A 16801-nucleotide genomic window follows, 5' to 3' on the forward strand; every position below is an offset into this window, starting at 1 on the left:
CCCGTCGTCGCGGTGCGCACCCACCGCGACGGCGGGCCCATCGCCGGATCCGGTCGACCGACCGGATCCGGCGGCGAAGAAAAGTGACGGCAATACGTCCGAAGCAATCGGCGTGGACAGTTGTCGATGCAGGATGTGATACTGCCCCGGCACGACCGCCGCTCACCGGGCGCCGGCGGACCGGGGCGATCCGTGATCGATGTGGGGAGGTCCGGTGACGTCGGCGACGCTGTTGACCCCCACCCGGACGACGTCCGGCCCGGGGCGGTCCCCGGGCGGCCGGCTGTCCCGGGCCGACGAGCGGGCGTACGTCCGGTTGCTGGTGGTGCTGGACACCGCGGTGCTGGTGCTCGCGGTGCTCGTCGGTTACGTCACCCGCTTCGGCGACACCGACCCCGGCGGATCGAAGATCCCGTACGTCGTCTTCGCCCCCGGCCTGGTGCTGGCCTGGCTGATCTCGCTGAAGGCGTTGCGCTGCTACGACGACCAGGTGCTGGGCTACGGCGCCGACGAGTACCGGCGGGTCTACTCGGCGAGCCTGCGCCTCGCCGGCGGCATCGCGATCGCCGGCTACATCTTCGACGCCGGTGTGTCCCGGGGCTTCCTGGCCATCTCCTTCGCGGTCGGCACGGTCGGGCTTGAGCTGGTCCGGTTCGCCGCCCGCAAGCGGCTGCACCGGGCCCGTTCGCGGGGCACCGGCTGGTCACGCAAGGTGCTGGTGGTCGGCGACACGGCACACGTGCTGGAGCTGGTGCACACGCTGCGCCGGGAGCCGTACGCCGGCTACCAGGTGGTGGGGGCCTGCATCCCGGACGCCCTGCTGGCGCCGGTCCCGCAGCGGCTGGGCGACGTGCCGGTGGTCGGCTCCTTCCGGGGCATCCCGGAGGCCGCCACCGCCATCGGGGCGGACACCGTGGCGGTGACCGCGTCCGGTGAGCTGACCGCCACCCGGCTGCGTCGGCTCGGCTGGCAGTTGGAGGGCACCGGGGTGGACCTGGTGGTCGCCCCGGCGCTGACCGACGTGGCGGGCCCGCGCATCCACACCCGTCCGGTCGCCGGCCTGCCGCTGATCCACGTCGAGGCGCCGGAGTTCCGGGGTGCCCGGAAACTGGTCAAGGGCTTCGTCGACCGGGCCGCCTCGTCGTTCGCGCTGGCTCTGCTGATGCCGCTGCTGGCGGTGATCGCGCTGGCCATCAAGGTCGACAGCCGGGGGCCGGTGTTCTTCCGGCAGACCCGGGTGGGCCAGGGCGGCCGGGAGTTCGGCGTCTGGAAGTTCCGCACCATGGTGATCAACGCCGACGCGCTGCTGGCCGAGTTGTCCGTCCGCAACGAGACCGACGGCCTGATGTTCAAGATGCGCGACGATCCCCGGGTGACCCGGGTCGGCCGGCTGCTGCGCAAGTGGTCGCTGGACGAGCTTCCGCAGCTCCTCAACGTCGTGTGCGGGCAGATGAGCCTGGTCGGCCCCCGTCCGCCGCTGCCCTCCGAGGTCGCCCGGTACGACGGTGACGTGGCCCGCCGGCTGCTGGTCAAGCCGGGCATGACCGGTCTCTGGCAGGTCAGCGGCCGGTCCGACCTGAGCTGGGAGGACGGCATCCGGCTGGACCTCTACTACGTGGAGAACTGGTCGCTCGCCGCCGACCTGACCATCCTCTGGAAGACCTTCGGCGCGGTGGTCAACAGCCGCGGCGCGTACTGACCGGGCCGGGCCGGCCCGCCGCCTCCGCCGGTCAGGGCTGCGGCCCGGTCCAGTCCAGGCAGACCACGACCGCGTCGTCCACCAGGTCCCCGGACACGAAGGCGCGCAGGTCACCGATGAGCGACCGGACGGCCTCCAGCGGCTCCATCGGGCCGGTCCGGCGCAGGAACCGCTCCAGCGCCGTCTCCCCGTACCGGACCTCCTGTCCGGTGGCCTCGACGACCCCGTCGCTGACCACGAACAGCCGGTCGCCGCGGCGCAGCTCGAACCGCTGGGACCGGTAGTCGGTGGCCTCGAACATGCCCAGCGGGAACTGCGCTTCCAGCGGCAGCTCCCGGACGTCGCCGTCCCGGAGCAGCAGCAGGCGGGGCGACCCGGCGTCGACCGCGACCAGGACCCCGGTACGCAGGTCCAGCTCCAGCAGCAGCGCGGCGACGTGCCGGTCACCCCGGTGCAGGTCGTACACCGCCTGGTCGGCCAGCGCCGCCTGGTCGGCGACGTCCAGTCCGGCGCGCCGGGCGTTGCGCAGGGCGTGCGTGGCCAGCGAGGTGAGGATCGAGGCGGCCACCCCCTCACCCATTCCGTTGATCGTGGACAGCCACAGCCGGTCGCCGTCGTCGGACCAGTCGAAGCTGTCACCCCGCACCGCGTACGCCGGTTCGAGCTGGCCGGCGAGGCTGAACGAGGGGCGGATCCGACTCCGGCCGGGCAGCAGTTCCCACTGCATCTCGGCGGCCAGGGTCAGCCGGCGGGAACGTCGGGAGGACAGGTAGACGTCGGTGCCGCCGGTCACGGCGGCGATCTCGTGCGCCAGGGCGGTGGCGATCCGCGCGAGTTCCTCGACCACGGCCGCGTCGTCCGGCACCGGCCCCACCCGCAGCACCCCGCGCCGTTCGCCGCGCATCGACACCGGCAGGTACGCCTCGTCGCCGGCGAGCAGCGGTGTCTGGTGGTCGAAGCAGCGCCAGGCGGGGTGGCCCGGCCCGGTGACCGGGTCCCCTCCGCCGAGCGGCAGCAGCACCGACAGGCGGTAGTCAACCTGGAGCAGTTCCACCCGCTCGATCTGGTAGGAGGCGGCCAGGGTGGCGGCGATCCGGTCGACAAGAAGGTCGGCGGGCGCGTCGATCAGCACCTCTCGTGCCCGGTTGACCGGTTCACTCATACCTTCTCCTTGATCACAAGCCCAGAGTCCCCGGAAGGGGGAGTACGCTCGGGCGCACCATGGCCGAAGCGAACGGTCCGCCGGGACCTGAGACGAGTATGGCTGCTGAGCTGGACGCCGCGGCGGGTGCCCTCGTGGCCGTCTGGGAGGCGGCCCGCGAGAGCACGACCAGCCGTGTCTCCGGAGCGCAGCTACGGGTGATCATGGTGGTGGAGCAGTACGACGGGATCAACCTGCGCCGGCTCGCCAACCGGCTGGGCATGTTGCTCTCGTCGGCCAGTCGGCTGTGCGACCGGCTGGTGGCCGCCGGGATGCTGGAGCGGGAGCCCGGGCGCCTCGACCGTCGGGAGATCTCGCTGCACCTCACCGCCGAGGCCGGTCAGCTCCTCACCGAGTTGCGGCGGAACCGCCGGGAACAGCTCACCACGATCCTCGCCGGGATGTCGCCGGCGGGCGCTCAGGCGCTGCTCCGGGGGCTGCGCGAGTTCGACGAGGCGGCGCGTCGTCAGGACGCCTCGCTGTCGTACGTCCCGAGCTGGTCGGACGCGGACGAGACGCCGCGCCGGACCGCGTCCGGCGCGCAGTGGCGGGCGGACGAGCCACCGTCGGTCAGGACGGCCTGAGCCCCGCCCGGCCGGTGCGCGGGCCCGGGGCGGCCCGCGCCGCACGCAGGTAACGGTCGGACCGGGGGTGCTCGACCAGCATCTCGGCGCAGCAGGCGAGGATGGTGGCCAGCACGTCGCCGCGGTCGTTGCGGGACCCCGGCAGCGCCTCGCGCTGCCAGGTGGTGTGGTCGAGCAGCAGCTGCGGGTCGCCGACCCGGATCGCCGCGGCGAGTGCGTCCACCAGATGGGCCACGGCGTTCGCCAGGGCCTCGGCGTCCTCCTCGGGCGGGTCCACCGCGGCCAGGGCCGCCTGCACGATGTCGCGCCGCCGGCGTAGCACCCTCAGGTATTCGTCCGCGTCCGGCGCCGGAGACCGACCGGCGTGCGTGGCCGGCGGCAGGCTCCCGTCCAGCAGCCGGGTGGCGTCGCGGGCCGAACCGCCCCAGGCGGCAGCGCCCACCGCCGCGGCCCACCGGCCGTCCACGCCGAAGCCGGGGCCGCCCGCCACGACCGGCACGCCGGCGGCGCGGCACGCCTCGATCATCCGCCCGGCCCGGATCAGGCGGTGGGGTTGCACGCAGCTCAGCAGCACCGTGTCCGGACCGGCCTGGTGCAGGTAGGACACCAGGTGCCGGCCGGGCACGCTGGCCCCGAGGAAGGTCACCCGCCAGCCGTCCGCCCGGACCACCTCGGCGACGATCCGCGCGGCCAGCGCGTGCCACTCGCCCTCCACGCAGGCCAGCAACACGTGCCCCCGGGTCGGGGCCGGCGGGATCCGCGCGCCCACCGCGCCGACCACCTGCTCGCTGACATGGGTGGCGGCGTGTTCCTGGGCGACGCTCCACCGCCCGGCCAGCCAGCGCAGCCCGATCTCCCGCTGGGCGGCGGCCACCACGTCGACCAGGACGTCCGCGACGGTCCAGCCGCCGTCCAGCAGGCCCAGCGCGAGCCGGGTCGCCGCCGGGTGGTCGGCGGCGTCCAGACACCGCAGGTACGCCTCGACCACCGCCGTCGCGTCGGTCCGGGTTGGTGCCCGGTCCGGACCGGCCCGTTCCGGTGCCCCGGTCACGCCGTTTCCGCCGGGCGCACCGCCAGCATCGCGATGTCGTCGTGGCCCTGCCCGTCCAACCATTCGTCGACGAGTTGCAGCAACCGGTCCACCAGTGCGGCCGGCGGCAGGCCGGCGGCCGAGGCCAGCGCCCGGTGCAGTCGCCGCTCGCCGAACATCTCCACCTCGCGTGGCCCACCCCGGGCCTCGGTCACCCCGTCGGTGTACGCCAGCAGCAGTTCGCCCGGCGCGAGCCGGACCTCCGTCTCGGCGAAGCGGGCGTCGGTCAGCGCGCCGACCGGCATGCCGCCCACCTGGACCGGGACGACCGTGCCGTCCGGGCGTACGACCAGCGGCGACGGGTGCCCGCCGCCGGCGATCCGGGCCCGCACCGCGCCGTCCGGCTCGACGGTCAGGGTGCCCAGCAGGAGGGTGGTGAACTGGCTCCGGCGGACCGCGTCCGGGGTGTCGAAGAGCGCCCGGTTGAGCAACCGGATGAGCCCCAACGGCTGCTGCTCGACCAGCCGTAGCGTCTGGAGGGACTGGCGGACCCGGCCGGTGAGCACCGCCGCGCCGACCCCCTTGCCGCACACGTCGCCGAGGGCGAACATCGCGCCGCCCCCGGTGGGCAGCACGTCGTAGAAGTCGCCGCCGATGCGCAGGCTGTCCCCGGCGGCGCGGTAGCCGCCGGCGAGGCAGACCCCGGGCACGGCCGGCAGCTCCGGCGGCAGCAGGCTGTTCTGCAGGACGCGGGCGAGGTGGGCCTGCTCGCCGTACAACTCGGCGGCGCCGAGGGCGGCGCCGGCGCGGGCGGCGAACTCCCGGGCCAGCTCGATGTCGCGCCGGTCGAACCCGGGACGTCCGGCGGCACGGACCAGGATCAGGGCTCCGGCCGGGCGGCCGGCGCTCGGCATCGGGCTCACCAACACCGTGCCGGGGCACCCGAAGTCGCCCGGGAGGAGCGCGGCCAGGTCGGCGAGCTCCGCGTCCCGCCAGGGGCTGGGGTCGGTCGGGTCGCCGTCGAGCGCGTCGGCGAGTCCCGGCACCGTCCGCACCAGGGTGGCCGGGGCGACTCCGGTGGACGGCGAGGCGTCGCCGTCGGCGTACCGGACCCAGTGCGGGACGTCCTCGGCGGGCGAGGGCAGGCGGTGCACCACCACGGCAAGGTCGGCGAGGTAGGGCACACCGAGGGTGGCGACCGTACGGAGCGTCTGCTCGCGGTGCAGCGACGTGCCGAGGCGACTGCCGGCCCGGGCCAGGAACGCGGTCCGGGCACGCTCGGCGAGCAGGGAGTCGGTACGGGCCCGCTCCTCGGTGACGTCCCGGACGTACCAGGCGTGCCGGCCGCCGGCGAGGTCGCGCCGGACGCCGCGCAGTCGCCGGCCGAGGTGCGCGGTCTCGAAACTCCCGGCGCCGTCCCGGGCCGCCGTGGCGAGGGCGGGAACATTACAGCCGATCAGGGGGGTGCCCGGCACGACCTGCGGCAGCAGCGCGGCGGCCATCGCGTTGACCAGCGTCACCGTGCCGTGGCCGTCGGTCGTCACGACGGCTTCCGCGAGCCCGTCGAGCAGCTCGCGGACGAGGTGGGCGTCGGCCGGCGGCGGCGTGTCCGGCGGACGAGCGGCACCGGACCTGGTGGCCCGTCCGTCGTCGCTGACCGGCCCGGCGACACCGTCGCGGGAGGTGGTGGTCACCGCCGGTCGCCGGGCGCCTCGGCCTTTCGACCTCTGCGCATGCTGGTCGTGCACTCCTCGGTTGGTGGTCGTTGCCTTCGGGCAAGGGTACCGAGGGGTGGGCCGGACGCCTATGGAGGACGTGTCGTTCAGCGCCGGTGGGCCAGCCAGCCGGCGGGTCTCGCCAGGATCCGGCGGACCACCGAACCGGCCGCCCCGACCACCGCCGCCTCCGAGCCGAGCACGGCGGGCCGGACGGTGACCGGGGACCAGGCGGCGGTGAGCACGCGCCGGGAGACCTCGGCGAGCACCGGTGGCCGGAGCCACGGCGCCAGGGGGGCGTATCCGCCGCCGAGGACCACGGTGTCCAGGTCCAGCAGGTTCACCACGCCGGCGACGGTCACCCCGAGGGCCGTGCCGGCCTCGGCCAGGGCGTCCAGCGTGGCCCGGTCACCGGCTTCGGCCAGTTCGGTCAGCCGGGCCGCGGCGGTGTCCGCGGGGAGGTCCGCGCCGGCCAGCCCGGCGGCCAGGAGCACCGCCTCCTGGCCGGCGTACTGCTCCAGGCAGCCCCGGCCGCCGCACCGGCAGGGGCGGCCGTCGGGTTGGACCGGGATGTGACCGATCTCGCCGCTCCACCCGCGGGCGCCCCGGAACAGGGTCCCGTCGAGCATGATGCCCGCGCCGATGCCCACCTCGCCGGAGATGTGCAGGAAGCTGGCCGGCCCCGCCACACCGGCGTGCAGCTCGCCGAGCGCGGCCAGGTTGGCCTCGTTGTCGACCACCAGCGCCGGTACGCCGTCCACCCGCTCGGTCAGTGGCGGGTGCCCGGCGAGCAGGGCCGGGACGTCCACGTCGCGCCAGCCGAGGTTCGGCGCCAGCCGGACCAGGCCGGCGTCGTCCACCAGGCCGGGAACGGCGAGCGCCGCGCCGGCCAGGGTGAGGCCCTGGTCGGCGGCGTCGGCGCGGGCCGCGGCGGCCAGCCCGACCAGCCGGGCGAGCGCGTCGGCGGGGGCGAGGGGGCGCAGGTCGGCACGGAGCACCGTGTGGTGCCGGACCCGACCGGCGAGGTCCACCACGCAGGCGGCGAGATAGTCGACGTTCGCCTCCAGCCCGAGCCCGGCCGGGCCGTCGCCGGCCAGCACCAGGCCCCGGGCCGGCCGGCCGGCGCCGTTGCGTGGTGTCGGGTCCGCCTCGCTGACCAGCCGGCCGGCGATCAGGTCCTCGACGACGGCGGAGACGGTGGCCCGGGTCAGGCCGGTCCGGGCGGCCAGATCGGCGCGGGAGGGCGGACGGGCGGCGGCGGCGATCCGGTCGAGCACCAGGGCGAGGTTCAGCTCGCGCAGGCTGCCCTGCCGTACCGCACCGGCGGGGGCGACGGTTCGGCTCACCCCTTGACACTGCCACATGGCCGCCAAATAATTCAATGACTGAACAAATAGCGGACAACACCACCGGAGGTCTGCCATGGCACCCCGTCCCACCCCCGCCGACAAGTTCTCCTTCGGGCTCTGGACGGTGGGCTGGCAGGCCCGCGACCCGTTCGGCGACGCCACCCGCCCGGAGCTCGACCCGGTGGAGGCCGTGCACCGGCTCGCCGAGCTGGGCGCGTACGGCATCACCTTCCACGACGACGACCTGATCCCGTTCGGCGCCGACGCCGCCACCCGGGACCAGCACGTCGCCCGCTTCCGCAAGGCCCTCGACGAGACCGGCCTGGTGGTGCCGATGGTCACCACCGACCTCTTCAAACACCCGGTCTTCAAGGACGGTGGCTTCACCAGCAACGACCGCGACGTCCGCCGCTACGCGCTGCGCAAGGTGCTGCGCAACGTCGACCTCGCCGCCGAGCTGGGCGCCCGCACGTTCGTGATGTGGGGCGGCCGGGAGGGCAGCGAGTACGACGTGGCCAAGGACGTCCAGGCCGCCCTGGACCGTTACCGCGAGGCCGTCGACCTGCTCTGCCAGTACGTGGTGGACCGGGGCTACGACCTGCGCTTCGCCCTGGAGCCCAAGCCGAACGAGCCGCGCGGCGACATCCTGCTGCCCACCGTCGGGCACGCCCTGGCGTTCATCTCCACGCTGGCCCGCCCGGAGCTGGTCGGCCTCAACCCCGAGGTCGGCCACGAGCAGATGGCCGGGCTCAACTTCGCCCACGGCATCGCCCAGGCGCTCTGGCAGGGCAAGCTGTTCCACATCGACCTCAACGGCCAGCGTGGCGTCAAGTACGACCAGGACCTGGTCTTCGGCCACGGCGACCTGCTGAACGCGTTCGCCCTGGTCGACCTGCTGGAGCACGGCGGTCCGAACGGCGGGCCCGCCTACGACGGCCCGCGCCACTTCGACTACAAGCCCTCGCGCACCGAGGACATGACCGGCGTGTGGGCGTCGGCCGAGGCGAACATGCGCACGTACCTGCTGCTCAAGGAGCGGGCCGCGGCCTTCCGGGCGGACCCGGAGGTGGCCGAGGCGCTGGCCGCGAGCAAGGTCGCGGAGCTGGCCGCGCCGACCCTCGCCGAGGGTGAGGGTCACGCCGGGCTGCTCGCCGACGCTTCCGCGTTCGAGCGGTTCGACGTCGACGCCGCCGCGGCGAAGGGCTTCGGCTTCGTCCGGCTCAACCAGCTCGCCGTCGAGCACGTGCTCGGCGCCCGCTGAGGGGCCCGGCCGTGCCGCTCGTCGCCGGGGTCGACTCGTCGACCCAGTCCTGCAAGGTCGTCGTCCGGGACGCGGAGACCGGTGCCCTGGTCCGGGAGGGCCGGGCACCGCACCCGGACGGCACCGAGGTCGATCCCGGGGCCTGGTGGACCGCGCTGCGGGCCGCCGTGGACGCCGCGGGTGGCCTGGCCGACGTGGCCGCCGTCTCCGTCGCCGGGCAGCAGCACGGCATGGTCTGCCTGGACGACGCCGGCGCGGTGGTCCGCCCGGCGCTGCTCTGGAACGACACCCGGTCCGCCGGCGCGGCCGCCGACCTGATCGAGGAGGCCGGCGGCGGCGAGACCGGCCGGCGGTTCTGGGCCGACGCCGCGGGGTCGGTGCCGGTGGCCAGCTTCACCGCGACCAAGCTGCGCTGGCTGGCCCGGCACGAGCCGGCCAACGCCGACCGGGTGGCCGCGGTCTGCCTGCCGCACGACTGGCTCACCTGGCGGCTGGCCGGGGCACCCGGCCTGGACGCGCTGCGCACCGACCGCAGCGACGCCAGCGGCACCGGCTACTGGTCGCCGCGCACCGGCCAGTACCGGACGGACCTGCTGGAGCGCGCCTTCGGGCGGGTGGTCCGGGTCCCGACCGTGGTCGGGCCGGCCGAGCCGGCCGGTCACCTCGCGCCGGGCGTGCTGCTGCCCGGCCCCGACTCCGGCGGCGGGTCACCCGGGTACCGGAACCCCCCGGGTGACCCGTCGCCGGGCAGCCGCACCGGCCCACTGCTCGGCGCCGGGGCGGGGGACAACGCCGCCGCCGCGCTCGGCGTCGGCGCCCGGCCCGGTGACGTGGTCGTCTCGATCGGCACGTCCGGCACCGTCTTCGCGGTGGCGGGCGCTCCGGCGGCCGACCCGGCCGGCGCGGTCGCCGGGTTCGCCGACGCCACCGGCCGGTTCCTGCCGCTGGTCTGCACCCTCAACGCGGCCCGGGTGCTCGACGCGACCGCGCGGATGCTCGGTGTCGACCTGGACCGGCTCGGCGAGCTGGCCCTGGCCGCCCCACCCGGGGCCGACGGGCTGGTCATGGTGCCCTACCTGGAGGGGGAGCGGACCCCCGACCGGCCCACCGCCAGCGGTTCGGTGCACGGGCTGACCCTGCACGCGTCGACCCCGGCCCACCTGGCCCGGGCGGCGGTGGAGGGGATGCTCTGCGCGCTCGCCGACGGCCTCGACGCGCTGCTCGCCCAGGGGGCGACCGCCGAGCGGATCATCCTGGTCGGCGGCGGGGCCCGCTCGGCCGCGGTCCGCCGGATCGCCCCGCAGGTCTTCGGCCGGCCGGTGGTCGTGCCGCCGCCCGGTGAGTACGTCGCGGACGGCGCCGCCCGCCAGGCCGCCTGGCTCATCCTGGGCGGCGCGGCGCCGCCCGACTGGGCGGTCACCGGCGCCGAGGAGTACGCGGACACCCCGGTCCCCGCCATCCGCGCCCGCTACGCCGAGGCCCAGCCGCACGTTCTCGACCGCGTCGCCGCCTCGTCGTCCCCGCCCGCGTCCGTCTAGCTGAGAGCGGGGTGTTGATCTCCGCGAACGACGATTTCCCCTAGATCGACGGAGCCGGCATGCTGGGGCGGTGACGGGTCGGGCGGGACGGCGGGCGGGGCGGTGACGGGCGGGGCGGGACTGCGGGGCGGGTCGGCGCACCGGCTCTACAGCGTCGTCGTCTTCGTGCTGCTCGCCTCGCTGGACAACGTGGCGATCGGCCTGGTGCCGCCGCTGTACGGCCCGATCGCCGACGGCCTCGACGTCCCGCAACGCCTGCTGGGGCTGGTCACCGCGGTCAGCTTCCTGGTCAGCGCGGTGGCCGCCGTGCTGTGGGCGTACGTGGGGGACCGGACGAACCGCAAGCCGCTGCTGATGATCGGCACCCTGATCTGGGCGGCCGGCACCGGAGGCAGCGCGGTGGCGGCCAGCTACCCGGCGTTCCTGGCCGCCCAACTGCTCGCGGCGGTCGGGTTGGGCGCGGTCGGCTCGGTCGGCTTCTCCGTGGTGACCGACCTGATCTCGCCCCGCCGCCGGGGCCTGGTGATGAGCTTCTGGGGACTGTCCCAGGGCGTCGGCACACTGGCCGGGACGTTGATCGGCGGGCTGCTCGGCGCGGCCGACTGGCGGCGCCCGTTCTGGCTGCTGGCGGTGGTCGGCCTGGTGGCCACCGCCGCATACCTGTTCACCTTCGACATCCGGCGCGGCGCCAGCGAGCCGGAGCTGGCCGGGGCGCTGGCCGCCGGTGCCGAGTACGACTACCGGATCAGCCGCGCCGACCTGCCCCGGATCGTCGGCCGGCGGACCAACCGGTGGTTGATCCTGCAGGGCCTGACCGCGCAGGCCGCCTTCGGCTCGCTGGTGTGGCTGCCGGTCCTGTTCGCCGAGCGGGCGCGGGACCAGGGCTACTCGGCCGCCACGTCGGTGGTGGTGGGCAGCGTCTTCGCCACCCTGTTCCAGCTCGGCGGGGTCTTCTCGATCGTCGGCGGCCTGGTCGGCGACGCGGTGCAACGGCGTACGCCCTCGGGCCGGGCCCGGGTCGCGGCGGTCGGTGTCCTCGCGGCGCTGCCGTTCTACCTGGTGTTGTTCTTCGTGCCGATCCGCATCGACGTGCCCGACGGCGCCGGCACCGGCCCGGTGGTCGCGGCGGTGCTGGCCAGCGTGGTCCGCGAGCCGACGGTGGGGCTCAGCCTGCTCACCGCCGTGCTGGCGCTGGCGCTGACCTCGGCCAACTCGCCGAACTGGTTCGCGCTGATCGCCGACGTCAATCCGCCCGAGCACCGGGGCACCGTCTACAGCCTCGGCAACCTGGTGAACGGGGTCGGCCGGGCGGCCGGCAACGGCCTGGTCGGGGTGGCGTTCCACGGCCTGCGCGCGGTCTTCCCGCCGCCGCTGAACTACGCGGTCGGGCTGGCCGCCTTCCAACTCTTCTTCATCCCCACCGGGATCATGTACTGGCTGGCGTCGCGCAGCTCGCCGCGGGACATCGCGGAGGTGCACCAGGTGCTGCACGCCCGCGCCGAGAAGCTGGAGAGGTAAGGAAGGGCCCCCGGTTAACGCCTGGCGTTGTACGAGGGGCCCTTCCTAACGCGCGTGCTCAGCTGGCGCGCACCCAGACCGTCACGTCGGCCGGCACCCGGCTGTCGGCGTCCAGCGGACCACTGGTGGCCACCAGCTCACCGGCCGGCGGCGGCACCGGGGTGGGGCCGAAGTTGGTCAGCACGGTGAGGCCGGCGTTGTCGAACGCGAGCACCTCGTCGCCGGTCTCCCGCCAGCGCAGGGTGCCCCGGCCCAGCCCGTGTTCGCGGCGTAGCCGCAGGGCGGTCCGGTACAGCTCGTACGTGGAGCCGGGGGTACCACGCTGCCGGTCCAGCGCGTACTCCGCCCACATCGGCGGTTGCGGCAGCCAACTGGCGTCGGTCGGCCCGAAGCCGTACGACGGTGCGTCGGCCTCCCACGGGATCGGCACCCGGCAGCCGTCCCGGCCGCGCTGGGTCTGCCCGCTGCGCAGCCAGGTCGGGTCCTGCCGGGCCTCGTCGGGCATCGTCGTGTGCTCGGGCAGGCCCAGCTCCTCGCCCTGGAACAGGTATGCCGAGCCGGGCAGGGCGAGCATCAGCAGCGTCGCCGCCCGGGCCCGGCGCAGGCCGAGCGCGGCGTCCGGCTGCGGGTCGCCGATGCCGACCCCGTTGGGCCGCCCGGCGCTGGTGTCCAGACCCAGCCGGGAGGCGTGCCGCACCACGTCGTGGTTGGAGAGCACCCAGGTGGTAGGCGCGCCGACCGCGTCGGTGGCCTCCAGCGAGCGGGTGATGACCGCGTACTGGGCCGGCGCGGTCCAGGAGGCGAGCAGGAACTCGAAGTTGAACGCCTGGTGCATCTCGTCCGGTCGCACGTACCGGGCCAGTCGCTCGGCCGGCTCCACCCACGCCTCGGCGACCAGGACCCGCTCGCCCGGGTAGCTGTCCAGCAGCGCCCGCCACTCCCGGTAGACCTCGTGCACGCCGTCCTGGTCCCACATCGGCGGGCGCGGCTTGTCCACCGTCTGCCCGGAGAGGATCTCCTGCGGCTCCTCCCAGTCGGCCAGGTCGGCCTGCTTGATCAGGCCGTGCGCCACATCCACCCGGAAGCCGTCGACCCCGCGGTCCAGCCAGAACCGGAGCACGTCCAGGAACTCCGCCCGTACCTGCGGGTTGTCCCAGTTGAGGTCGGGTTGGCCGGTGTCGAAGAGGTGCAGGTACCACTGGCCGGGCCGCCCGTCGGCCTCGGTGATCCGGGTCCACGCCGGCCCGCCGAACACGCTCTGCCAGTCGTTGGGCGGCTGCGCCCCGTCCGGGCCCTTGCCGTCGCGGAAGACGTACCGGTCGCGTTCGGGGCTGCCCGGTGCGGCCGCCAGGGCGGCGGCGAACCACCGGTGCGCCGACGAGGTGTGGTTGGGCACCAGGTCGACGATCACCCGCAGCCCGCGGGCGCGGGACTCGGTGATCAGCTTGTCCGCGTCGGCGAGGGTACCGAAGAGCGGGTCGACGTCCCGGTAGTCGGCGACGTCGTAACCGGCGTCGGCCTGCGGCGACGGATAGAACGGCGAGAGCCAGACCGCGTCCACGCCCAGCTCGGTGAGGTGGTCGAGGCGGGCGGTGATGCCCGGCAGGTCACCGACGCCGTCGCCGTCGGAGTCGGCGAACGAGCGCGGATAGATCTGGTAGATGACGGCCTCGGTCCACCATCCGGTGGTCGGGTCGGCGGACGTGTCCTGGTGCGTGGGGTTGCTGTTCAGGGCCTTCTCCCGTGTGTCGAGCGTGCGCTGTCGAGGTGGCGTGCCCGGGGTGGGGTTCCGTTCAGTGTGCCCGGGGTGGCGCGGTCGATTCACGCACCACCAGTCGAGTGGGCAGGATCACCGGTGCTCCGGGCGGGTGGGCGGGCGGGTCCAGCCGGCGTCCGACGAGCGGGTCCAGCAGGATCCGGGCGGCCAGCAGGCCCTGCTCCGCGGCCGGCTGGGCGATCGTGCTCAGCCCGAGCACGCCGGCCAGGTCGTGGTCGTCGATGCCGATGACGCTGACGTCCTGCGGTACCCGCAGGCCGGCGTCGCGCAGGGCGGTCATCGCGCCCATCGCCATCTCGTCGCAGGCGGCGAAGATGGCGGTCGGCGGATCGCCGCGACGCAGCAGTTCCTCGGCGGCCCGGGTGCCGCCGTCGATGGTGAACCTCGACTCGACGTCCAGGCTGGGGTCCGGGGTGAGCCCGGCGGTCCGCAGGGCCGCCAGGTAGCCCCGCCGGCGGTCCAGGTGGGTGGTGAAGGCCAGCTCGTCGTCGGGGTCGCCGGAGATGTGTGCGATCCGGCGGTGGCCGAGGTCGAGCAGGTGCCGGGTGGCGGTCCGCGCGGCGGCCACGTCGTCGATGCGTACGCAGGGCCAGCCGGGCACCACGGTGCCGGAGCTGACGGTGACTCCGGGCAGGTCCAGGGCGGACAGGGCGGGCAGGTCTACCCGGCGCAGCGGGGTGGCGACCAGCATCACGCCGTCCACCCGCTTGTGCAGGTTGGCCGTGTGCAACACCCGCTGCCGGATCTGCTCCCGCCCGCCGAGGTTGTAGAGCAGCAGGTCGTATCCGCACTGGTGGAGGAACTCCTCGACCGCCTCCACCACGGTGCCGAAGAACCAGCGGGTGATCCGGGGGACCACCACGGCGATGGTGCCGGTCCGGCCGCCGGCCAGTCGGGACGCGCTCGGCGAGACCCGGTAGTCGAGCTGTTGCGCGGCGGCGAGCACCCGGCGGCGGGTGTCCGCCGATACGGTCGGCAGGCCGCGCAGCGCCCGCGAGACGGTGGCGGTGGAGACGCCGGCCAGCCGGGCGACGTCGTCGATCCTGGTCACGGTACGTACCCCCGCTCCGTGCCACCCACCGCCGCCGCCGGGAATCTCCGGCGGCGGCGGGGGAGGATCAGCCCTTGACGCTGCCGGCGAGCAGGCCGCGTACGAAGTAGCGCTGGAGGGACAGGAACACGATCAGCGGTACGACGATCGAGACGAACGCACCGGCGGTCAGCCGCTGCCACTCGTTGCCCCGGGTACCGGCCAGCTCGGCGAGCCGGACGGTGAGCGGGGCGACCTCGTCGTTGCCCCCGGCGAAGATCAGCGCGACCAGCAGGTCGTTCCAGACCCAGAGGAACTGGAAGATCCCGAATGCGGCGAGCGCCGGGGTGACCAGGGGCAGCACGATGGTGCGGAAGATCTTCGGGTGGGTGGCGCCGTCGACCCGGGCCGCCTCCATCAGATCCTTCGGCAGTTGCGAGATGAAGTTGTGCAGGAGGAAGACCGCCAGCGGGAGCGCGAAGCAGGTGTGCGCGAACCACACCTGGGCGAAGCGCTGCGAGCCGTCCAGGTCCCAGGCCGGCAGCACCGTGACGCCGCCGAGGCTGACACCGGTGGAGAAGAACCTCAGCAGCGGCACCAGGGCCATCTGCAGCGGCACGATCTGCAGGGCGAAGATGCCGATGTAGATCCAGTCCCGGCCGCGGAAGTTGATCCAGGCCAGCGCGTACGCGGCGAGCGACGCGAAGGCCAGCGGGAAGAGCACCGACGGGATGGTGATCGCCAGTGAGTTGATGAAGTAGCTGGCGAGCTGTCCGGACGAGCCACCGAACAACACGTCCTCGTAGTTCTGCAACGTGAACTGCGGGTCGCGGAAGAAGGTCCACCAGCCGGTGGACTTGATCTGGTCCTCCGGCCGGAACGACGAGATGAACAGGCCGAAGGTGGGGATGGTCCAGACGATCGCGATGACGATCGAGACGGCCGTGGCGGTCCGGGTGTTGAGGCGACGGCGGACCCGTCGGGCCGGGCCCTCCCGCTTGGTGATCTTCTGGGTGCCGGTCGGCACGGTGGGCGTAGCGGTGGTCATCTCAGCCCTCCCGCTGCTGACGCAGGTTGCGGATCTGGTAGATCACGATCGGGACGACCAGGATGAACAGGAAGACCGCGAGCGCGGAACCCCGCCCGTCCTCGCCGTACCGGAACGCCTGGTTGTACATCTCGTTCGCGATCACGCTGGTCTCGTAGTTGCCGTTGGTCGCGGTGCGCACGATGTCGAAGACCTTGAGGGTGGCGATGGTGATCGTCACCACCACGACGATCAGCGCGGGCCGGATGCTGGGCAGGGTGATCTGCCAGAACATCTGCCAGGGGCTCACCCCGTCGAGCCGGGCGGCCTCCACGATGTCCGCGGGGATCGCCTTGATCGCGGCCGAGAGGATGACCATCGCGAAGCCGGCCTGGATCCACACCATGATCACGATCAGCAGCAGGGTGTTGAGCGGTGAGTCGAGCAGCCACTGCCTCGGCTCGCCGCCGAGACCCACCACGATCTGGTTGAGCAGGCCGATCTGCTCCTGTTCGGCCCCACGGAACGCGTAGACGAACCGCCAGATGATGGCCGCTCCGACGAACGAGATGGCCATTGGCAGGAAGATCAAGGACTTGGCGAACCTCTCGAACCGGGCCCGGTCCACCATGACGGCGTAGGTCAGCCCGATCGCGGTCGCGGCCAGCGGCACCAGCAACACCCACGTCAGGGTGTTGAGCAGCACCCGGAAGATCGAGTCGTCGGCGAACATCCAGACGTAGTTGTCGAGGCCGACGAAGTTCTCGCTCCGTCGGTCCATCAGGGACAGCAGGATCGTGCGCAGCGCCGGGACGACCAGCCCGATGAGCAGCAGCAGCACCGTCGGCAGCAGGAAGAACAGGGCGAAGAGGCCCTCTCGTTGCCGGGGCCGTCGGGGTGGCGGCGCTCCGCTCGCCGAGGCGGCGACGAGTTGCGCCTCACGGCGGCGAGCGACGGCGGTCGGCACGACGTCGAGGAGCAGCAGCAGGCCGCCCACGACGAGGACGAACGCCAGCAGCCCGTACATCAGCATGAGGAGCTTCGGCTGCTCGGCAGCGAGGTCGAAGTCCAC

13 protein-coding genes are annotated in these 16801 nt (G+C 74.0%); 5 read left to right on the plus strand and 8 right to left on the minus strand.

The features are described from left to right. Nucleotides 1-214: 214 nt before the first annotated feature. Nucleotides 215-1699, plus strand: a complete 1485-nt coding sequence (locus D7223_RS23070) for a sugar transferase (RefSeq protein WP_120730524.1) — start codon at nt 215-217, stop codon at nt 1697-1699. Nucleotides 1700-1730: 31 nt separating this feature from the next. Here the strand turns inward: D7223_RS23070 and D7223_RS23075 are convergent, their stop codons facing one another. After that, nucleotides 1731-2861 carry a PP2C family protein-serine/threonine phosphatase gene (locus D7223_RS23075; RefSeq protein ID WP_120730525.1) on the minus strand — a complete coding sequence of 377 codons (1131 nt, stop codon included), beginning with the start codon at nt 2859-2861 and terminating at the stop codon, nt 1731-1733. 98 nt (nt 2862-2959) lie between these two features. On the opposite strand from D7223_RS23075, the gene D7223_RS23080 reads away from it, so the two are divergent. Beyond that, the gene (locus D7223_RS23080) at nt 2960-3484 is read left to right on the plus strand and encodes a MarR family winged helix-turn-helix transcriptional regulator (RefSeq protein WP_120730526.1); all 525 of its coding nucleotides are present in this window, start codon (nt 2960-2962) and stop codon (nt 3482-3484) included. Here D7223_RS23080 and D7223_RS23085 read toward each other — a convergent pair. From D7223_RS23085 to D7223_RS23095, 3 genes are all read right to left on the minus strand, one after another. Then, nucleotides 3471-4535 (minus strand): cobalamin B12-binding domain-containing protein, encoded by a 1065-nt coding sequence (locus tag D7223_RS23085; protein WP_238162174.1) that lies wholly within the window; start codon nt 4533-4535, stop codon nt 3471-3473. The two genes, D7223_RS23080 and D7223_RS23085, sit on opposite strands and share 14 nt — an antisense overlap. Next, nucleotides 4532-6208: a PP2C family protein-serine/threonine phosphatase gene (locus tag D7223_RS23090; RefSeq protein ID WP_238162175.1), complete on the minus strand. Its 1677-nt coding sequence runs from the start codon at nt 6206-6208 to the stop codon at nt 4532-4534. The genes D7223_RS23085 and D7223_RS23090 overlap by 4 nt, the downstream gene beginning before the upstream one ends. A 128-nt stretch (nt 6209-6336) precedes the next feature. Next, nucleotides 6337-7593, minus strand: a complete 1257-nt coding sequence (locus D7223_RS23095; RefSeq protein ID WP_186832354.1) for an ROK family protein — start codon at nt 7591-7593, stop codon at nt 6337-6339. 58 nt (nt 7594-7651) lie between these two features. Here D7223_RS23095 and xylA point away from each other — a divergent pair, with 58 nt between their 5' ends. From xylA to D7223_RS23110, 3 genes are all read left to right on the plus strand, one after another. Further along, the gene (gene xylA / locus D7223_RS23100) at nt 7652-8839 is read left to right on the plus strand and encodes a xylose isomerase (protein ID WP_120730529.1); all 1188 of its coding nucleotides are present in this window, start codon (nt 7652-7654) and stop codon (nt 8837-8839) included. An 11-nt stretch (nt 8840-8850) separates the two neighbouring features. Next, a complete protein-coding gene (locus tag D7223_RS23105; RefSeq protein WP_120730530.1) occupies nt 8851-10377 on the plus strand; it encodes a xylulokinase in 1527 nt (508 codons plus the stop codon). A gap of 102 nt (nt 10378-10479) precedes the next feature. Continuing rightward, nucleotides 10480-11895, plus strand: a complete 1416-nt coding sequence (locus tag D7223_RS23110; RefSeq protein WP_120730531.1) for an MFS transporter — start codon at nt 10480-10482, stop codon at nt 11893-11895. Between the two features lie 58 nt (nt 11896-11953). Here the strand turns inward: D7223_RS23110 and D7223_RS23115 are convergent, their stop codons facing one another. The 4 genes from D7223_RS23115 to D7223_RS23130 all read right to left on the minus strand — a co-directional run bounded on the left by D7223_RS23115 (nt 11954) and on the right by D7223_RS23130 (nt 16801). Further along, complete coding sequence (locus tag D7223_RS23115) at nt 11954-13627, minus strand: glycoside hydrolase family 13 protein (protein WP_120730651.1); 1674 nt, start codon at nt 13625-13627, stop codon at nt 11954-11956. 61 nt (nt 13628-13688) lie between these two features. Further along, nucleotides 13689-14723 (minus strand): LacI family DNA-binding transcriptional regulator, encoded by a 1035-nt coding sequence (locus D7223_RS23120; protein WP_120730532.1) that lies wholly within the window; start codon nt 14721-14723, stop codon nt 13689-13691. Nucleotides 14724-14790: 67 nt separating this feature from the next. Further along, nucleotides 14791-15750 (minus strand): carbohydrate ABC transporter permease, encoded by a 960-nt coding sequence (locus D7223_RS23125; RefSeq protein ID WP_120730533.1) that lies wholly within the window; start codon nt 15748-15750, stop codon nt 14791-14793. Nucleotide 15751: 1 nt separating this feature from the next. Next, nucleotides 15752-16801 (minus strand): carbohydrate ABC transporter permease, encoded by a 1050-nt coding sequence (locus tag D7223_RS23130; protein ID WP_120730534.1) that lies wholly within the window; start codon nt 16799-16801, stop codon nt 15752-15754.

Origin of the sequence: Micromonospora endolithica (assembly GCF_003626595.1) — a bacterium.
Lineage (GTDB): Bacteria > Actinomycetota > Actinomycetes > Mycobacteriales > Micromonosporaceae > Micromonospora > Micromonospora endolithica.